Here is a 16,189-nt window from a genome sequence, read left to right on the forward strand (position 1 = left end):
TAGACGCTTCGACATCACAACGACTCCAGGAATTTGACCAGTGCGTCGCGATCGGCCGCATCGGCGGTGGCAAAGCGGTCGCGCGCCTTCTGCCCCTCGCCGCCATGCCACAGGATCGCCTCGGCCAACGTGCGCGCGCGCCCGTCATGCAGGAAGAAGCTGTTGCCGTTGACGGTCTCGGTAAGACCGATGCCCCACAGCGGCGGCGTGCGCCATTCGCTGCCGGTAGCCTCGCCCACCGCCTGCCCGTCGGCGAGCCCCGGCCCCATGTCATGCAGCAGAAAGTCGGAATAGGGCCAGATCAACTGGAAGGCCTGCGCCTTATTGGGGGTGCCGCGACGGGTGACGAATTTCGGCGTATGGCAGGAAATGCAGCCCATGTCGTAGAACAGCTTCTTGCCGGCCAGCACTTCGGGCTTGTCGAGATCGCGCCGCGCCGGCACGGCGAGGTTTTGCGAATAGAAGGTGACGAGGTCCATGACCGGCGGCGGCGCCTCAACCGGGCCGAGGCGCTCCTGCACACCGTTTGGCATGGCAAGACATGGCTTTTCGGCCGCGCTGCAATCGCCCCAGTGGTTCGGCACTTCCGGCGTCGAAATGCCGATGTCGCCGGCGAATGCGTCCGCTGCTTGCTGGCGGATCGATGGGGTCTGCCCCTTCCAGCCGAAGCGGCCGAGCGTCGGCTCGCCGCTCTGGCCGTCGCGCACGATGTTGGGCTTGCCGGAAATGCCATCACTATTCCGATCGTCCGGATCGGCATTGGCGAGAATGTCCGCCGGGGCGATCTGCTCGACCAGGCCGAGACCGATCATCGGCGGCGTTAAGCGCGGCGAAAGCGTGGTGCGCGGATCGAGCGGCCCGTTGGCAAGATCATCGACCGAATAGCTCGGCTTACGCAGCGAAACCACGGTGCCGTCCGGCAGCGTGACTTTCTGCTCCTGATAGTCGACACGCATCCTGCCTTCGCCCCGTAGCCCCGGAACGGCCAGGTCCTGCAATTGCGAGCCGTAGACCGGATCGGGGAAGTTGAGCACCTTGCGAGCGGCCAGCGCTGCCGTCTCATCCTCGGTGCTCGCCTGCCGCGCCAGCCGCAGGAACATGGAGGTGGTGCCGGTGTCGCCTTCCGGCGGATGACCGCGGCCGTCCTTCAGGTGGCAATTCTGGCACGCACGCTCGTTGAACAGCGGCCCAAGCCCGTCCGATGCCTGCGTCGACGAGGGCGACGACACCCAGTTCTTGCGGAAAAGGGCATTGCCGAGCTTGAAGGTGCCCTCTTCCTCGAAGGTGATATTGGTTGAGGATTGCGAGAAGGCGTCCTTGTTGGCATCCTTCCGCGATGTGCCGGCGCCGCCCTGCATCGGCTCGAACTGCTCAGGCTTGGAAAAATCTGATGTCGGCTTGGTGATGGCGATGACGCGCGCCAGATCCTTCGGCGTCAGATCGGTACGGCTGGTGGCGAGGCCCGCCGGTTCGGGCGCGCCGGCCAGCGCCGAGGCGGGCAGCGCGACCACCACGGCGAGCGAAAGCCCGCGAAGCCATCCGTATCGCGGGTTTTGCTGGGACGGCAGGCCGTAATCCTCGGCCCGCCGCAAGCGGCGCAAGAAATCTAAGGGGCGCCGCATTCCCGCATGTCCCTAATCCGCCTCGTCGGCCGATGCGGCGTTGAGCTGGCCATATTTTTCCTCGCCGATCGAGGCGAGCAGGTCGAGTTGCGTCTCGAGGAAGTCGATGTGACCTTCCTCGTCGGACAGCAGATCTTCGAACAGCTTCATCGTCACGTAGTCGCCTGCTTCTTCGCAAATCTCGCGCGAACGCTTGTAGGCGGTGCGCGCGTCATATTCGCCGGCGAGGTCGGATTCGAGCACTTCCTTGACATTCTGTCCGATGCGCAGCGGCGCTACCGACTGCAGGTTCGGATGACCTTCAAGGAAGATGATGCGGGCCACGAGCCGGTCGGCATGGTGCATCTCCTCGATCGATTCCGCGCGTTCCTTCTTCGCCAGCTTGGCGTAGCCCCAGTCTTCCAGCAGCCGGAAATGCACCCAGTACTGATTCACTGCTCCAAGTTCCAGAAATAGAGCCTCGTTAAGCCGCTCTATGATCTGCTGTTCGCCTTTCATGGGTTCTGCTCCCGTATTGGACGCGCAGGCCTCTGACGCGATCCAGGTGTGAAACGATGTCCACGCCGCTCGCCTCCGAGCGGGTGTGGTAATTTTCGGTTACCCGAATGATCGTTTCGACCACATTTGGGAAGCAGCCGCAACAGCGACCACGCTTCTGCATGGCATGATAGATCTTCGCCGGCACGATAAGCTGCCAGGGATCCTGATCCAGCAGCCCGACGATCGTCTGCTCAATCTCCTTCTCGGTGATGATGTTGCAATGGCAGATCAGCATTGTTTGCTCTGTATGGCTGACGGCGCTTGCTCGGCGCCGTGTGGCTTATTTTCTTGGTCGAGCCTGATTCCGAAAACCGTTTTTCATTTGCTATGCGGACCCTCGGTTCGGGCTCGGGGCATCGATGACCTACTGGAACACCTTGTCTGGCGCATCGAGGCTGTCCGAACCCTCGAAGGCGATGGCATTGAGTTTCAGGGTGCCGACGGCGCGTTCGATCGACTTGGTCTGGTCCACCAGCGCGTCAATCGCCGCCTGCACGGTGGCGTTGCCTTCCGTGTTGCCTTCTCCGATCTGCTGGTCATAGGCCTCGCCGCCAAGCGCCCGCGCCTTGATGGCTTCCATCTTGGCGACGGTGACATCCAGCTTGTCCGACAGTTCCTTGTCGATCGCCGGATCGGCCTCCTTGACCATGTCGGATACCGAGGGCCCTTCGACGACGGTGCCGTCAAGGCGCGTGTAGCTGCCACGATAGGCGGCGCGAATGCCGACGGCATCGTAGAGATGGGAATCATAGGTGTTGTCGGAGAAGCAGTCATGCTCCTCTTCCGGATCGTGCAGCAGCAGGCCGAGCTTCATGCGCTCACCGGCGAGTTCGCCATAGGACAGCGAGCCCATGCCGGTGAGGATGGTCGAGATGCCGGTCTTCGGCTCGCCATCGGCAAGGTTCTTGCGGGCGGCGCCGCCTTCCTTCCAGTCGTTGACCATGTCCTGCAGATCGGAAACCAGAAGGTCGCTGGCCGACTTCAGGTACTGCCCGCGACGATCGCAATTGCCGCCGGTGCAGTTGGTGAGATCATAGTCCGTGTAGGGCCGTTCGCCGGCGCCCGGGCCGGTGCCGTGCAGGTCCTGGCCCCACAGCAGGAATTCGATGGCGTGATAGCCGGTCGCCACATTGGCCTCGATGCCGCCGGCCTCCTGCAGCGTTGAGGAGAGGAATTCCGGAGTAAGATTGGTGGCGTCGATCTTCTTGCCGTCGATCTCGATCGACTTGTTGGCGATCACATTGGCGGTGTAGAGCGCATTGGCGTCCGACTCGGTGCCGTAGCCGGCGGCGACATAGTCGATCAGGCCTTCGTCCAGCGGCCAGGCATTCACCTTGCCTTCCCAGTCGTCGACGATGGCGTTGCCGAAGCGGTAGACTTCGGTCTGCTGATAAGGAACGCGCGACGCCTTCCAGGCCTCGCGGGCGGCAGTCAGCGTTTCCACCGAAGGCTTGGCGATCAGCGCGTCGACGGCCTTGTCGAGCGCCTGTGCCGTGGTCAGCGAATCCTCATATTTGGCGAGCGCAATATCGGAATAGGTCTTGATGACCGCCTTGGCATCGGTCTCGGCCTTGGCAGGCAACACGAATATCGCCGCCGTCAATGCCGCCGTGGCGCCGATCGCTGCAAGCCTGCTACCATATCGCGCCGTGATCATCGCTCTCATGATTGTCATCTCCCTCGGGAATTCAGTGAAATGCCGGCGCCAAAGGCGCGTCGGCAGGCAATCGGCGCCATGGCAAGCCCATGCATTGGGCGAAAAACAGGCCGCGACATAGCGCGGTTCGCGGAAGAAAGACATCGAAATGCCTCCAATCGAAAGGGTTCAAGGCCCAGACATCAAAGGGATGCGCTTGACACGCAAGCTTCCATAAAGCGATGAAGGCGCCGGAAGTCAATCAATTTCAGAAAGAAAAGCCAATCGAAACAACAGTTTAGAATAATTCTAAACTGCAAGTGTCAACTTTATCCGCATATATAGTGCCGCCATTGAACAGCACTATTCGCGGACCGCCGTTCCGGGTGCGACCCGCAAAGGCGGTCTTGCGGCGGCGTCAGACAATTGCCACTTGGCGAGACGTCCTAGACTTGGATCAAGGAATTGGGGCTGCGATGAAAAACGGTGTGGTCATTGTCGGTGCGGGTCATGCGGGCGTGCAAGCGGCCGCCAGCCTGCGCGAGGACGGTTACGACGGACCCGTGATCCTCGTCAGCGACGAGAACGAGTTGCCCTACCACAAGCCGCCGCTGTCGAAGACTTTCATCAAGGATCAAGAAGCCAAACCGCAGCCGCTGCGCGGCGAGGCCTTCTATACCGGCAGCGCGATCGACTACCGGCCGGGTGTCCGCATCGATCGCATCGATGCCGGCGGACGCAGGCTGGAAATATCAGGTGGTGGCGTGCTGCCTTTCGACCGGCTCATCCTGGCGACCGGTTCGCGACCGCGCCTCCTGCCGCTGCCGGGTTCGGATTTTTCAGGCGTTGTGTCGCTGCGCTCGCTCGCCGACGCGCGCCTGATCCGTGAATTGAGCGCGCAGAGCGAGGATGTCGTCATCTTAGGCGGCGGCTTCATCGGGCTGGAGATCGCCGCGACGCTCAAAGCGGCCGGCCGCAAGGTCACCGTGGTCGAGGCGATCGACCGGCTGCTTGGCCGGGCGGTGGCGCCGATCATCGCGAGCCATGTGCGGCAGCGGCTGGAAGCGACTGGTGTGCGCATCCTCACCGGAACCACCATTGCGCAGCTCGAAGGTGAGAGCGGCCATGTCTCGGCCGCTGTCAGCTCGAACGGCGAGCGCCTGCCGGCGCAGATGGTCGTAATCGGCATCGGCGTCGTGCCCAACGTCGAGCTGGCGCAAGCTGCAGGCATCACCATCGCCAACGGCATCCGCGTCGACCAGCAAATGCGCACCTCGGTGCCCGAAATCCTCGCCATCGGCGATGCCGCCTCCTACCGGCACTGGCTCACCGGCGGCGATGTGCGGCTGGAATCGGTGCAGAATGCGACCGATCAGGCGCGGCTTGCCGCGCGCACCATGCTGGGCCATGCAGACGCGTTTGCGGCGGTGCCATGGTTCTGGTCCGACATCGGCGACATGAAGCTGCAGATGGTCGGCCTGATTTCGGGCGGCGACAGCCATGTCGTGCTGGGTGACGTCAACGAGAACAAATTCTCGATCTACCACTATGCTGGAAATCGTCTGCTCGGCATCGAATCGGTCAACCGGCCGGGCGACCATATGCTTGGCCGCAAGATGCTCGGCGCCGGCTTCTCGCCGACGCCGCAGACGGTTGCGACAGGACCGGACGGATTGAAGGCGGCGCTCGCCGTCTTCCAGCAGGAAGAGACTGTCCGCGCCGCTGAATAGTCGTATCGCTCAGGCGGCGCGAACTTCGCGGATCGAGCTTTCCAGGATGTCGAGCGCTTCGTTCATGACGCCGTCCTGGATGGTGATCGGCGCGAGGAAGCGGATGACATTGCCATAGACGCCGCAGGTGAGCAGGATCAGGCCCTTGTCGAGCGCCTTGAGCCTGACCGCATTGGCGATCTCGGCCGACGGCAAGCCCTTCTTCACATCGTTGAACTCGACGGCGTTCATGAAGCCGGGGCCTCTGATATCGACGATCTCCGGCGTGTCGTCGCGGATCGATTGCAGCCGCTGCTTCAGCCGGTTGCCCAGCGTGTTGGCGCGGTCGCAGAGCTTTTCCTCGTCGATCACGTCGAGCACGGCATGCGCCGCGGCGACGCCGATCGGGCTGCCGCCATAGGTGCCGCCGAGCCCGCCGGGGTTCGGCGCATCCATGATCTCGGCGCGGCCAGTGACCGCCGACAGCGGGAAGCCTCCGGCCAGGCTCTTGGCCATGGTAGTGATGTCGGGCGCCACCTCATGGTGATCCATGGCGAACATCTTTCCGGTGCGGGCGAAGCCGGTCTGCACCTCGTCGGCGATCAACAGCATGCCGTGCTGGTCGCAGATCTTGCGCAGTGCCGTCATGAAGTCGCGCGGTGCCTCGTAGAAGCCGCCCTCGCCCTGCACCGGCTCGACGATGATGGCGGCGACACGGGCCGGATCGACATCGGCCTTGAACAGCCGGTCGAGCGCGGCCAGCGAATCGGCGACCGAGACCCCGTGCAGCGCCACCGGGAACGGCGCGTGGAAGACATCGGCCGGCATGGCGCCGAAGCCAACCTTGTAGGGCACGACCTTGCCGGTCAGCGCCATGCCCATGAAGGTGCGGCCATGGAAGCCGCCGGCAAAGGCGATGACCGCCGGGCGGCCGGTGGCGTTGCGGGCGATCTTGATGGCGTTCTCTACCGCCTCGGCGCCGGTGGTGACGAAGATCGTCTTCTTGTCGAACTTGCCCGGCAGCATTCCGTTCAGCCGTTCGGCCAGTCTGACATAGCTCTCATAGGGCACCACCTGGTGGCAGGTATGGGTGAAACGGTCGAGCTGCGCCTTGACCGCCTCGATCACCTTTGGGTGACGATGGCCGGTGTTGACGACGGCGATACCGGACGAGAAGTCGATATAGCGACGGCCCTCGACATCCCAGATTTCCGAGTTTTCGGCGCGGTCGGCATAGATCTGCGTGGTCATGCCGACACCGCGCGAAATCGACTGGTTCTTGCGTTCGGAAATGGCAGAGTTCTTCATGATGTCCCTCACCGGGCCGGCGCCCGTTCTCGTTTGGTGTGTGCCAAGATCTGTTCTGACCTTATTTCACGTTTTCCTCAAGTTGGCACCGACGGCAGGCGATTGGGCCTGCCACCCATGCGTTAACTGGCGACTTAAACAAACCGCCTATACGCGTACGAGAAGAGGTTTCCTTTTTGCGGGGATCAATTATCCTCGCCCTTGTCCGCGTTGTCTTGCGGTAGAGCAGCCCGCGGTTGAGGGAGCTATGAGCAGGAACGCGACATCGTCCGCCTCGCCGCCATCGGTCAAAACCCCCAGCCATTTGTCTTTTCCTGCATCCACAATTCTTGCCTGCGCGATGGCAACGCTGCCTTTGCTTCTGGCCGGCTGCCAGAAGCAGGAGGCGGCGGCGAAGAAATTGCCGGTCATGGTGCGCACCGAGACGGTGGCGATCGCCAACTATGCGCCAAGGACTTCGCTCACCGGCGCGATCGCGGCGCGCACGCTGAACAATCTGTCGTTCCGAGTCGGCGGCCGCGTCGCCGAACGGCTTGTCGATGTCGGCCAGCATGTCGATCAAGGCGCCGTGCTTGCCCGCATCGATCCACAGGAACAGGAATTTGACCTGCGCTCGGCGCAAGCCGATCTCGACGCCGCGCAGGCGCAATTGACCCAGGCCGCCGCCGCCTTCGAACGGCAAAAGACACTGCTTGCCCGGGGCTACACCACCAGGCGCGACTATGATGCGGCCGAGCAGGCGTCGAAGGTGGCGCGAGGTAGCGTCGATGCCGCTCAAAGCGCGCTCGCCAATGCAAAAGAGAACCTTTCCTTCACCGAACTCAAGGCGGGTGCGGCAGGCGTGATCACAGTGCGCCAGGTCGAAGCAGGGCAGGTGGTGCAGGCGGCGCAGACCGTCTTCACCCTTGCCGAGGACGGCGACCGCGATGCGGTCTTCAACGTAGAGGAAACGCTGGTCGCCAAGACGCCGGCAGCACCGGCGGTGACAATCACACTGTTGTCGGATCCGCAGATCAAGGCGATGGGCAAGGTGCGCGAAATCTCGCCAGCGGTCGATCCGGCTTCAGGCTCGATCCGGGTCAAGGTCGCCATTCCCGACACGCCCGCAGGCATGCCGCTGGGCGCGGCCGTCATCGGCTCGGTCAGCGCCCAGCCGTTGAAAGCAGTGATTCTGCCGTGGCAGGCATTGACCTTGAGCGACGGCAAGCCGGCCGTCTGGGTCGTAGATCAATCGACCAAGGCAGTGACAACGGCCCAGGTGGAGGTGCTTGCCTTTGGATCCGGCTCGGTCGTCATCGACAAGGGACTGGAGGCAGGCCAAACCGTCGTCACCGCCGGCGGCCAGTTGCTCAGCCCCGGCCAGACCGTCGAGATAGCGGGAGCGGGGCAATGAACCGGTTCCTGCGCAGCGCTACCGCGCTTGTCCCTGCCCTGTTTGGGCTGGTGCTCGGCGCCTGCTCGCAATCGGAAGAGAAGCCGCCCGAGATCATCCGACCGGTGCTGTCGGTGGTGGTCGAGCCACGCACCATAGAGACCTTCGGCTTCGCCGGGTCCGTCGAACCGCAATTCAGCGCCGATCTTGCCTTCCGCCTGCTTGGCCGGGTCGTCGCCCGCGATGTCAAGGTCGGCGATATCGTCACCAAGGGCACGACGATCGCGGCGCTCGATCCGACGGCGCTGGAGCTTGCCGAGCAGGCGGCGAAGGCGGAACTCTCCAACGCGCAGGCGCAATTTGCCAATGCCGCCGCCAGCGAGGAGCGCCAGCGCCAGTTGCTTGCCGCCGCCAACACCTCGCAAGCCGTCTTCGACGCCGCGCAGCAAGCCAGGCAGGCCGCCGCGGCCGGCATCGAGCGGGCCAATGCGGCCCTTGCCAAATCGCAGGAGCAGCTTGGCTATACCAGGTTGTTCTCGGACTTCGATGGCGTGGTCACCGCCGTCGGCGCCGAGGTCGGCCAGACGGTCTCGCCCGGCCAGACCGTCGTCACGGTGGCGCGCTCCGACCCGCGTGAAGCAGTCGTCGACATTCCCGACCAGTTGACCGGCGATCTCGCCGTCGGCACGCCCTTCCAGATCATCCTGCAATCGCTGCCGACGATACGCAGCGAAGCCAGGCTGCGCGAGATCGCCCCGCAAGCCGAAGGTTCGACCCGAACGCGCCGCATCCGGCTGACGCTCATCGATCCGCCGCCGGCATTCAGGCTTGGCTCGACGGTGACGGCGACCCGCATGGCCAAGATCGCGCCGACGATCGAGTTGCCGCTTTCGGCGCTGCTGGAGAAGAACGGCAGACAAAAAGTCTGGATCGTCGACCAGCAGACATCGAGCGTGAGTGCCCGCGACATCAAAATTGCAGCCAAGGGCGCCGCCACCTTCACCGTCGCCGAGGGCCTCGATGCCGGCATGCGCGTCGTCACCGCCGGCGTCCACAGCCTGACCGAGGGACAGAAGGTCAAGATCCCTGAGGGAGGGGCTACGTGAAGGGCTTCAACCTCTCCGATTGGGCGCTGAGCCATCGTTCGCTGGTGTGGTATTTCATGCTGGTCTTCGTCGTGGCCGGCGTCTTTGCCTATCTCAATCTCGGCCGAGAGGAAGACCCCGCCTTCACCATCAAGACCATGGTCATCCAGGCCAACTGGCCCGGCGCATCGGTCAACGAGACGGTGCGGCAAGTAACCGACCGCATCGAGAAGAAGCTCGAAGAGCTCGACAGCCTCGACTATACCAAATCCGTCACCTCAGCCGGCAAGACCGTCATCTTCGTCAACCTGAAGCCGACGACCAGGGCGCGCGATGTCGTGCCGACCTGGCTGCAGGTGCGCAACATGGTCAACGACATCTGGGCGCAGTTTCCGCAAGGCGTGCAGGGACCGTTCTTCAACGACCGCTTCGGCGACGTCTACGGCAACATCTATGCCTTCACCGCCGACGGGCTGACGCCGCGCCAGTTACGCGACTATGTCGAGGATGTCAGGACAAAGATCCTGGCCGTGCCGAATGCCGGCAAGGTCGATCTGGTCGGTGCCCGGGACGAAGCGATCTACCTCGAATTCTCGACCCGCCAGATCGCGGCTCTCGGCCTCAACCAGCAGGCGATCGTGGCCAGCCTGCAGGCGCAGAACGCGATCACGCCGTCCGGCGTCATCCAGTCCGGGCCGGAGCGCATCAGCGTGCGTGTGAGCGGCCAGTTCACCTCGGAAGAGAGCCTTCGCGCCATCAATTTGCGCGTCAACGATCGCTTCTTCCGGCTGAGCGACGTGGCGACGATTTCGCGCGGCTATGTCGACCCGCCGACGGCCTTGTTCCGCTTCAACGGGCAGGACGCGATCGGCCTCGCCATCGGCATGAAGCCCAACGCCAATCTGCTGGAGTTCGGCGAGGCCCTGCACGAGGAGATGAATAAGGTGCTGGCCGACCTGCCAATCGGCGTCGGCGTGCATCTGGTCGCCGACCAGCCTGTCATCGTCGAGGAGGCGGTTTCAGGCTTCACCCGCGCCCTGTTCGAGGCGGTCGCCATCGTGCTTGCCGTGTCCTTCATCAGCCTCGGCATGCGCGCCGGATTTGTGGTGGCGCTGTCGATCCCGCTGGTGCTGGCCATCACCTTCACGGTCATGGCCTATCTCGGCATATCGCTGCAGCGCATTTCGCTCGGCGCGCTGATTATCTCGCTCGGCCTGCTGGTCGACGACGCCATGATCGCGGTGGAGATGATGGTGGCGCGGCTGGAAGTCGGCGACAATCTGCGCAAGGCGGCGACCTATGTCTACACCTCGACCGCTTTCCCGATGCTGACCGGCACGCTGGTGACGGTCGCCGGCTTCATCCCGATCGGCCTCAACAACAGCGCCGCCGGCGAATACACATTCACGCTGTTCGTCGTCATCGCCGTGTCGCTGCTGGTGTCATGGATCGTCGCGGTGCTGTTTGCACCGCTGCTCGGCGTCACCATCCTGCCGGCGACGATGAAGCAGCATCATGAAAAGCCCGGCCGCTTCACCGCGCTGTTCCGACGCATCCTCGTCGGCTCGGTGCGTCATCACTGGCTGACCATCATCGCAACCGTGCTGTTGTTCGGGGCTTCGCTGGCCGGCTTCGGCCTCGTCCAGCAGCAGTTCTTTCCACCATCCGACCGGCCGGAACTGATCGTCGACTGGAACCTGCCGCAGAACTCCTCGATCGCCGAGACCCGGGACCAGATGGAGCGCTTCGAGCAGCGGGCTCTGGTCGGCAATTCCGATGTCGACCGCTTCAGCTCCTATATCGGCCAGGGCGCGGTTCGCTTCGTGCTGACCTATGATGTGCAGCCGGGCAATCCCTATTTCGGCCAGACCGTCATCGTCACCAAGAGCATCGAGGCGCGCAACCGGGTCAAGCCGGCCCTGGAAAAGCTGCTGCGCGACGAGTTCGTCGGCACCGACGCCTTCGTCAAGCCGCTCGAGCTCGGGCCGCCGGTCGGGCGGCCGGTGCAGTACCGCGTCGGCGGTCCTGACGTCCAGACGGTACGGACGCTGGCGCAGGAATTCGCCGGCATCATTTCCGCCAATCCGAAGCTGGCCGCACCCACTTTCGACTGGAACGAGCCCGAGCGCGTGCTGAGGGTCGACGTGCTGCAGGATAAGGCACGGCAACTCGGCATCACCTCTTCGGACATTGCCAGCGCGCTGAACAGCACGGTAGGTGGCTCCACCATCACCCAGGTGCGCGACGCGACCTATCTGATCAACGTGGTGGCCCGCTCGCGCGAGGCCGAACGGGGTTCGATCGGCACGCTGCAGAACATGCAGTTGCCGACCGGGACAGGCGAGGCGATCCCGCTCGCTGCGGTGGCGAACTTCCGCTACGAGCTCGAACAGCCGACGGTGTGGCGCCGCGACCGGATCCCGACCATCACCGTGCGCGCCGGTCTGGTCGGCGACGTGCTGCCCGCCACCGTGGTCAACGAGTTGAAGCCGTCTGTCGACGCCTTCATCACCAAATTGCCGCCGGGCTATTCGATCGCCACCGCCGGCTCGGTCGAAGAAAGCGCCAACAGCCAGGGGCCGATCGCTGCCGTGGTGCCGCTGATGCTGTTTGTCATGGCGACCATCCTGATGGTGCAGTTGCAGAGCTTCCAGCGTCTGTTCCTAGTCGTGGCGGTGGCGCCGCTCGGCCTGATCGGCGTGGTGGCGGCACTGGTACCGAGCGGGGCGCCGCTCGGCTTCGTCGCCATCCTTGGCGTGCTGGCGCTGATCGGCATCCTGATCCGCAACTCGGTCATCCTGATCGTGCAGATCGAGCAACTTGTCGCCGAGGGCAAGGACCGCTGGGCAGCCGTCATCGAGGCGACCGAGCATCGCATGCGGCCGATCGCGCTAACGGCGGCGGCCGCCAGCCTGGCGCTGATCCCGATCGCGCGCGAAGTGTTCTGGGGGCCGATGGCCTATGCCATGATGGGCGGCATCATCGCCGGCACGGCGATCACGCTGCTGTTCTTGCCGGCGCTTTATGTGACGTGGTTCAGGATCAAGGAGCCTAAGACGACGCCGGAAGACGACACGAGCGCAAACGGTGGCGACGAGGTTCCTACAGGCAGCGTGGCCTGACAGGGCGCTTGCGAATTGCGTCGCGTTCCTTCGCGCCCCCCTCTGTCCTGCCGGACATCTCCCCCACAAGGAGGGAGATCTGCGGTTTCGGCGCCGCGCTCACTCCTGTGACGATAGGCGAAGCCATCGATGACGGCCAATCTCCCCACCTGTGGGGGAGATGTCCGGCAGGACAGAGGGGGGCGCGACGGAGCTCGACGCAGAAAACTACACCCTCACAAACCCTTCGCTCGCCCTGAGCAGGTTGCGCGTGTAGTCCTTCGTCACGTGACGCCGGACGAGATCGTCCGCGGTGAGGTGTTCGACCGCCTCGCCATTCTGCATCACCATCAGCCGCTCGCACATATGGGTGATGATGGCGAGGTCGTGGCTGACCATCAGGAAGGTCAGCTTGCGCCGACGCCGGATCTCTTCCAGCAGGTTGAGCACTTCGGCCTGCACCGAAGCGTCGAGTGCAGAGGTCGGCTCGTCGAGCAGCAGGATCGACGGCTCGAGGATCAGCGCCCGCGCGATGGCGACGCGCTGGCGCTGGCCGCCCGACAATTGATGCGAATAGCGGAAGCGGAAGCCGGTCCCTAGGCCGACTTCGTCCAGCGCCCGCTGGATGCGTTTCTCACCATCCGCAAAGCCGTGGATGGCGAGCGGCTCCTGCAGCAGGCGGTCGACGGTCTGGCGCGGATGCAACGAGCCGTAAGGGTCCTGGAAGACCATCTGCACCTCACGATAGAAAGCCTTGTCACGGCGCGCGCCGAGTCTTTTTCCGTTGACGGTGATGCTGCCCGAAGCGGCCGGTGCGAGGCCGGCGATTGCCCTGAGAAGCGTCGATTTGCCGGAGCCGGATTCGCCGACCAGGCCGAAGGATTCGCCTGACAGCACGTCGAGGCTGACGCCCTTCAGCGCGCGAAAACGGTCGAAGATCACCTCCAGCCTGTCGACGGAAAGGGCCGAAGTCATGCCGCCCACTCCGGCTTGCGGTCGAGCACGGGCAGCGGGTGGCGGTCGGCACCGATCTTGGGCATGCAGTTGAGCAGCCCGCGCGTATAGGGATGCTGGGCGCGGCCGAGCTCCGACGCCGCCAGCTGCTCGACCACCTTGCCGGCATACATGACGATCACCCGGTCGCAGAAGGACGAGACCAGGCGCAGATCGTGCGAGATGAAGATCAGCCCCATGCCGCGCTCGCTGACCAGCTTGTCGAGGATGCCGAGCACGTCGAGCTGCACGGTGACGTCCAGCGCCGAGGTCGGCTCGTCGGCGATCATCATTTCCGGCCCGGCAATCAGCATCATGGCGATCATGGCGCGCTGGCCCATGCCGCCCGAGACCTCGTGCGGATGCAGGTCGAAGACACGGGCCGGATCACGGATCTGCACGGCCTCCAGCATGGCGAGCGCGCGGTCGCGGGCTTCGGCCTTGCCGGCCTTCTCATGCGTGCGCAGCGTCTCGACGATCTGGCGGCCGATGCTCATCACCGGGTCGAGCGAGTATTTCGGATCCTGCAGGATCATGGCGATGCGTTTTCCGCGCAGCGCCCGGCGGTCGCGGGGCGGCGCTGCAAGCAGGTCGATGCCGTCGAAGGCAAGTTTGTTGGCAGTGACCTCGGCCTGCGGCGGGGTCAGGCCCATGATGGCGCGGCCGGTCTGCGACTTGCCGGAACCGCTCTCGCCGACGATGCCGAGCCGCTCGCGACCAAGCGAGAAGGAGACGCCGCGCACTGCCTCGATCAGGCCGGTGCGCGTCGGAAAGGTGACGCGCAGATCGTCGACCTCCAGCAGCGTGCTCATTGGTCGCTACTCATTGATCACCACTCCGGGGGTCGAGCGCATCGCGCAGGCCGTCGCCGAGCAGGTTGAAGCCGAGGCTGACGATGAGGATGGCAAAGCCCGGCGCACCGGCCACCCACCACTGGTCGAGCACGAAGCGGCGGCCCGACGCGATCATCGCGCCCCATTCCGGCAGCGGCGGTTGCGCGCCGAGGCCGAGGAAGCCGAGACCGGCGGCGGTCAGGATGATGCCGGCCATGTCGAGCGTCACCCTGATGATCAGCGACGAGATGCAGAGCGGCATGATGTGGCGAAGCACGATGCGGAACGGCGAGGCACCCATCAATTGCACCGCCTTGATGTAATCCGAATTGCGCACGGTGAGCGTTTCGGCGCGGGCAATGCGCGCGTAAGGCGGCCACGAGGTGATGGCGATGGCGAGCACTGCGTTCTCGATGCCGGGGCCAAGTGCGGCGACAAAGGCCAGCGCCAGGATCAGCTTCGGAAAGGCCAGAAAGATGTCGGTGATGCGCATCAGGATCGCATCGATCCAGCCGCCGGCATAGCCGGCGACCGTGCCGACCAGCAGGCCGATAGGGGCGGCAATGACGGCGACGAGAATGACGACGTAGAGCGTCCATCGCGAGCCGAAGATGACGCGCGAAAGGATGTCTCGGCCGAGGTCGTCGGTGCCGAACCAATGCTCGGCACTCGGCGCCAGGAGGCGCGAGCCCTTGAGGTCGCCGATTGTCGGCGAATAGGGCGCCAGCACATCGGCAAAGGCCGCGACCACCAGCAAAGCGATGATGATGAGCAGGCCGAGAAACGCCAGCCGGTTGGCGGAAAAGCGCCGCCACGCCACATAGGCGCGGCCGAGCCTTGCCTGCATGCGCGATGCCGGCCGCTCGCTGAGCAGCCAGTCGCGACGGCTTTGTATCGCCTCTGCGCTCATCTCACTTTGGTCCTCGGATCGAGCACTCGGTAGAGCAGGTCGGACAGGAGATTGATGCCGATGAAGACCGAGCCGATGACGATGGTGCCGCCGAGCACCGCGTTCATGTCGGCGTTCTGCAGGGAATTGGTGATGTAGAGGCCGATACCCGGCCATGAAAACACGGTCTCGGTCAGCACCGAGCCTTCGAGCAGGCCGGCATAGGAAAGCGCAATCACGGTGACCATCGGCACCGCCGCGTTGCGCAGCGCGTGCCCCCAGATGATGCGTGTCTCCGACAGGCCTTTGGCGCGCGCTGCGACGATGTATTCCTGGGCAAGCTCGTTCAGCATGAACGAGCGAGTCATCCGGCTGACATAGGCAAGCGAGAAATAGCCGAGCAACGAGGCCGGCAGGATGATGTGGCGAAAGGCATCGAAAAACACATCCCACTGCCGCTGCCACAGAGCATCCAGAAGATAGAAGCCGGTGATCGGCGTGAAGGTGTATTCGTAGACGATGTCGAGGCGGCCGGGAAAAGCCACCCATTGCAGCTTGGCATAGAACAGCACAAGCGCCAGCAATCCCAGCCAGAAGATCGGCACGGAGTAGCCGACCAGGCCGATGATGCGCACGATCTGGTCGATGATGCTGCCGCGCTTGACGGCGGCCAGCACGCCGAGCGGCACGCCGATCACCGAACCGATCAGCGTCCCCAGCGTCGCCAGCTCGATCGTCGCCGGAAAGGCGCGGCGGATGTCGGTCATGACAGGATTGGTGGTCAGCACCGATGTGCCGAAATTGCCGTTCAGGGCATTCTTCACATAGATGTAGAACTGCTCGATCAGCGGCAGGTCGAGCCCCATCTCGCGGCGTGTGCGCTCGACGACATTGGCCGGCGCCCGGTCGCCGAGCACCGCCAGCACCGGGTCGATCGGGATCACCCGGCCGATGAAGAAGGTCACCGCGAGAAGACCGAGATAGGTGGTTATCGCGATGACCAGGAAGCGGGCGATCGACGACGCGACAGCGACAGCACGGGCGCTGCCGCGCCCTGCCGTCGCTTCGCTTTCAACAATGCTCATGCGGCGCGTCCGCCGG

General features: G+C 64.1%; 13 protein-coding genes. 4 read left to right on the top strand and 9 right to left on the bottom strand.

Annotated features, from left to right (window positions below):
• Nucleotides 1–14 precede the first annotated feature (14 nt).
• The 4 genes from EN885_RS23780 to EN885_RS23795 form a co-directional block, all read right to left on the bottom strand.
• Nucleotides 15–1,622, bottom strand: a complete 1,608-nt coding sequence (locus EN885_RS23780; protein WP_128335226.1) for a di-heme oxidoredictase family protein — start codon at nt 1,620–1,622, stop codon at nt 15–17.
• A gap of 12 nt (nt 1,623–1,634) precedes the next feature.
• A complete protein-coding gene (gene bfr / locus EN885_RS23785) occupies nt 1,635–2,120 on the bottom strand; it encodes a bacterioferritin (protein ID WP_077377191.1) in 486 nt (161 codons plus the stop codon).
• Entirely contained in the window at nt 2,086–2,397 is a 312-nt protein-coding gene (locus tag EN885_RS23790) for a (2Fe-2S)-binding protein (protein WP_126103762.1), read from the bottom strand. Before EN885_RS23790 ends, bfr begins: the two co-directional genes overlap by 35 nt.
• 129 nt (nt 2,398–2,526) lie before the next feature.
• On the bottom strand, nt 2,527–3,819 hold the full coding sequence (locus tag EN885_RS23795) for an imelysin family protein (RefSeq protein WP_206616845.1): 1,293 nt from the start codon (nt 3,817–3,819) through the stop codon (nt 2,527–2,529).
• A gap of 455 nt (nt 3,820–4,274) precedes the next feature.
• Here EN885_RS23795 and EN885_RS23800 point away from each other — a divergent pair, with 455 nt between their 5' ends.
• Nucleotides 4,275–5,528 (top strand): FAD-dependent oxidoreductase, encoded by a 1,254-nt coding sequence (locus EN885_RS23800; protein ID WP_128243328.1) that lies wholly within the window; start codon nt 4,275–4,277, stop codon nt 5,526–5,528.
• A gap of 9 nt (nt 5,529–5,537) precedes the next feature.
• On the opposite strand, the gene EN885_RS23805 is transcribed toward EN885_RS23800, so the two are convergent.
• Entirely contained in the window at nt 5,538–6,815 is a 1,278-nt protein-coding gene (locus tag EN885_RS23805) for a 4-aminobutyrate--2-oxoglutarate transaminase (protein ID WP_128243327.1), read from the bottom strand.
• A 340-nt stretch (nt 6,816–7,155) separates the two neighbouring features.
• Between EN885_RS23805 and EN885_RS23810 the strand changes: the two genes are divergently transcribed.
• The 3 genes from EN885_RS23810 to EN885_RS23820 are packed head-to-tail and all read left to right on the top strand — an operon-like array spanning nt 7,156 to nt 12,394.
• A complete protein-coding gene (locus EN885_RS23810) occupies nt 7,156–8,208 on the top strand; it encodes an efflux RND transporter periplasmic adaptor subunit (protein WP_245493133.1) in 1,053 nt (350 codons plus the stop codon).
• Complete coding sequence (locus tag EN885_RS23815) at nt 8,205–9,293, top strand: efflux RND transporter periplasmic adaptor subunit (RefSeq protein ID WP_185928202.1); 1,089 nt, start codon at nt 8,205–8,207, stop codon at nt 9,291–9,293. Before EN885_RS23810 ends, EN885_RS23815 begins: the two co-directional genes overlap by 4 nt.
• Nucleotides 9,290–12,394 (top strand): efflux RND transporter permease subunit, encoded by a 3,105-nt coding sequence (locus EN885_RS23820; RefSeq protein WP_095487826.1) that lies wholly within the window; start codon nt 9,290–9,292, stop codon nt 12,392–12,394. The genes EN885_RS23815 and EN885_RS23820 overlap by 4 nt, the downstream gene beginning before the upstream one ends.
• 207 nt (nt 12,395–12,601) lie before the next feature.
• Here EN885_RS23820 and EN885_RS23830 read toward each other — a convergent pair whose 3' ends face one another.
• From EN885_RS23830 to EN885_RS23845, 4 genes are read right to left on the bottom strand one after another with little or no spacing between them, the layout of a single operon-like run.
• Nucleotides 12,602–13,348, bottom strand: a complete 747-nt coding sequence (locus EN885_RS23830) for an ABC transporter ATP-binding protein (protein WP_127205373.1) — start codon at nt 13,346–13,348, stop codon at nt 12,602–12,604.
• Nucleotides 13,345–14,178 (bottom strand): ABC transporter ATP-binding protein, encoded by an 834-nt coding sequence (locus EN885_RS23835; RefSeq protein WP_127205374.1) that lies wholly within the window; start codon nt 14,176–14,178, stop codon nt 13,345–13,347. Before EN885_RS23835 ends, EN885_RS23830 begins: the two co-directional genes overlap by 4 nt.
• A gap of 10 nt (nt 14,179–14,188) precedes the next feature.
• Nucleotides 14,189–15,109: a nickel transporter permease gene (nikC, locus tag EN885_RS23840; RefSeq protein ID WP_095487823.1), complete on the bottom strand. Its 921-nt coding sequence runs from the start codon at nt 15,107–15,109 to the stop codon at nt 14,189–14,191.
• The gene (locus EN885_RS23845) at nt 15,106–16,173 is read right to left on the bottom strand and encodes an ABC transporter permease (RefSeq protein ID WP_128243326.1); all 1,068 of its coding nucleotides are present in this window, start codon (nt 16,171–16,173) and stop codon (nt 15,106–15,108) included. The genes nikC and EN885_RS23845 overlap by 4 nt, the downstream gene beginning before the upstream one ends.
• Between the last annotated feature and the right edge of the window lie 16 nt (nt 16,174–16,189).

Source organism: Mesorhizobium sp. M6A.T.Cr.TU.014.01.1.1 (assembly GCF_004022765.1).
Taxonomy (GTDB): domain Bacteria; phylum Pseudomonadota; class Alphaproteobacteria; order Rhizobiales; family Rhizobiaceae; genus Mesorhizobium; species Mesorhizobium mediterraneum.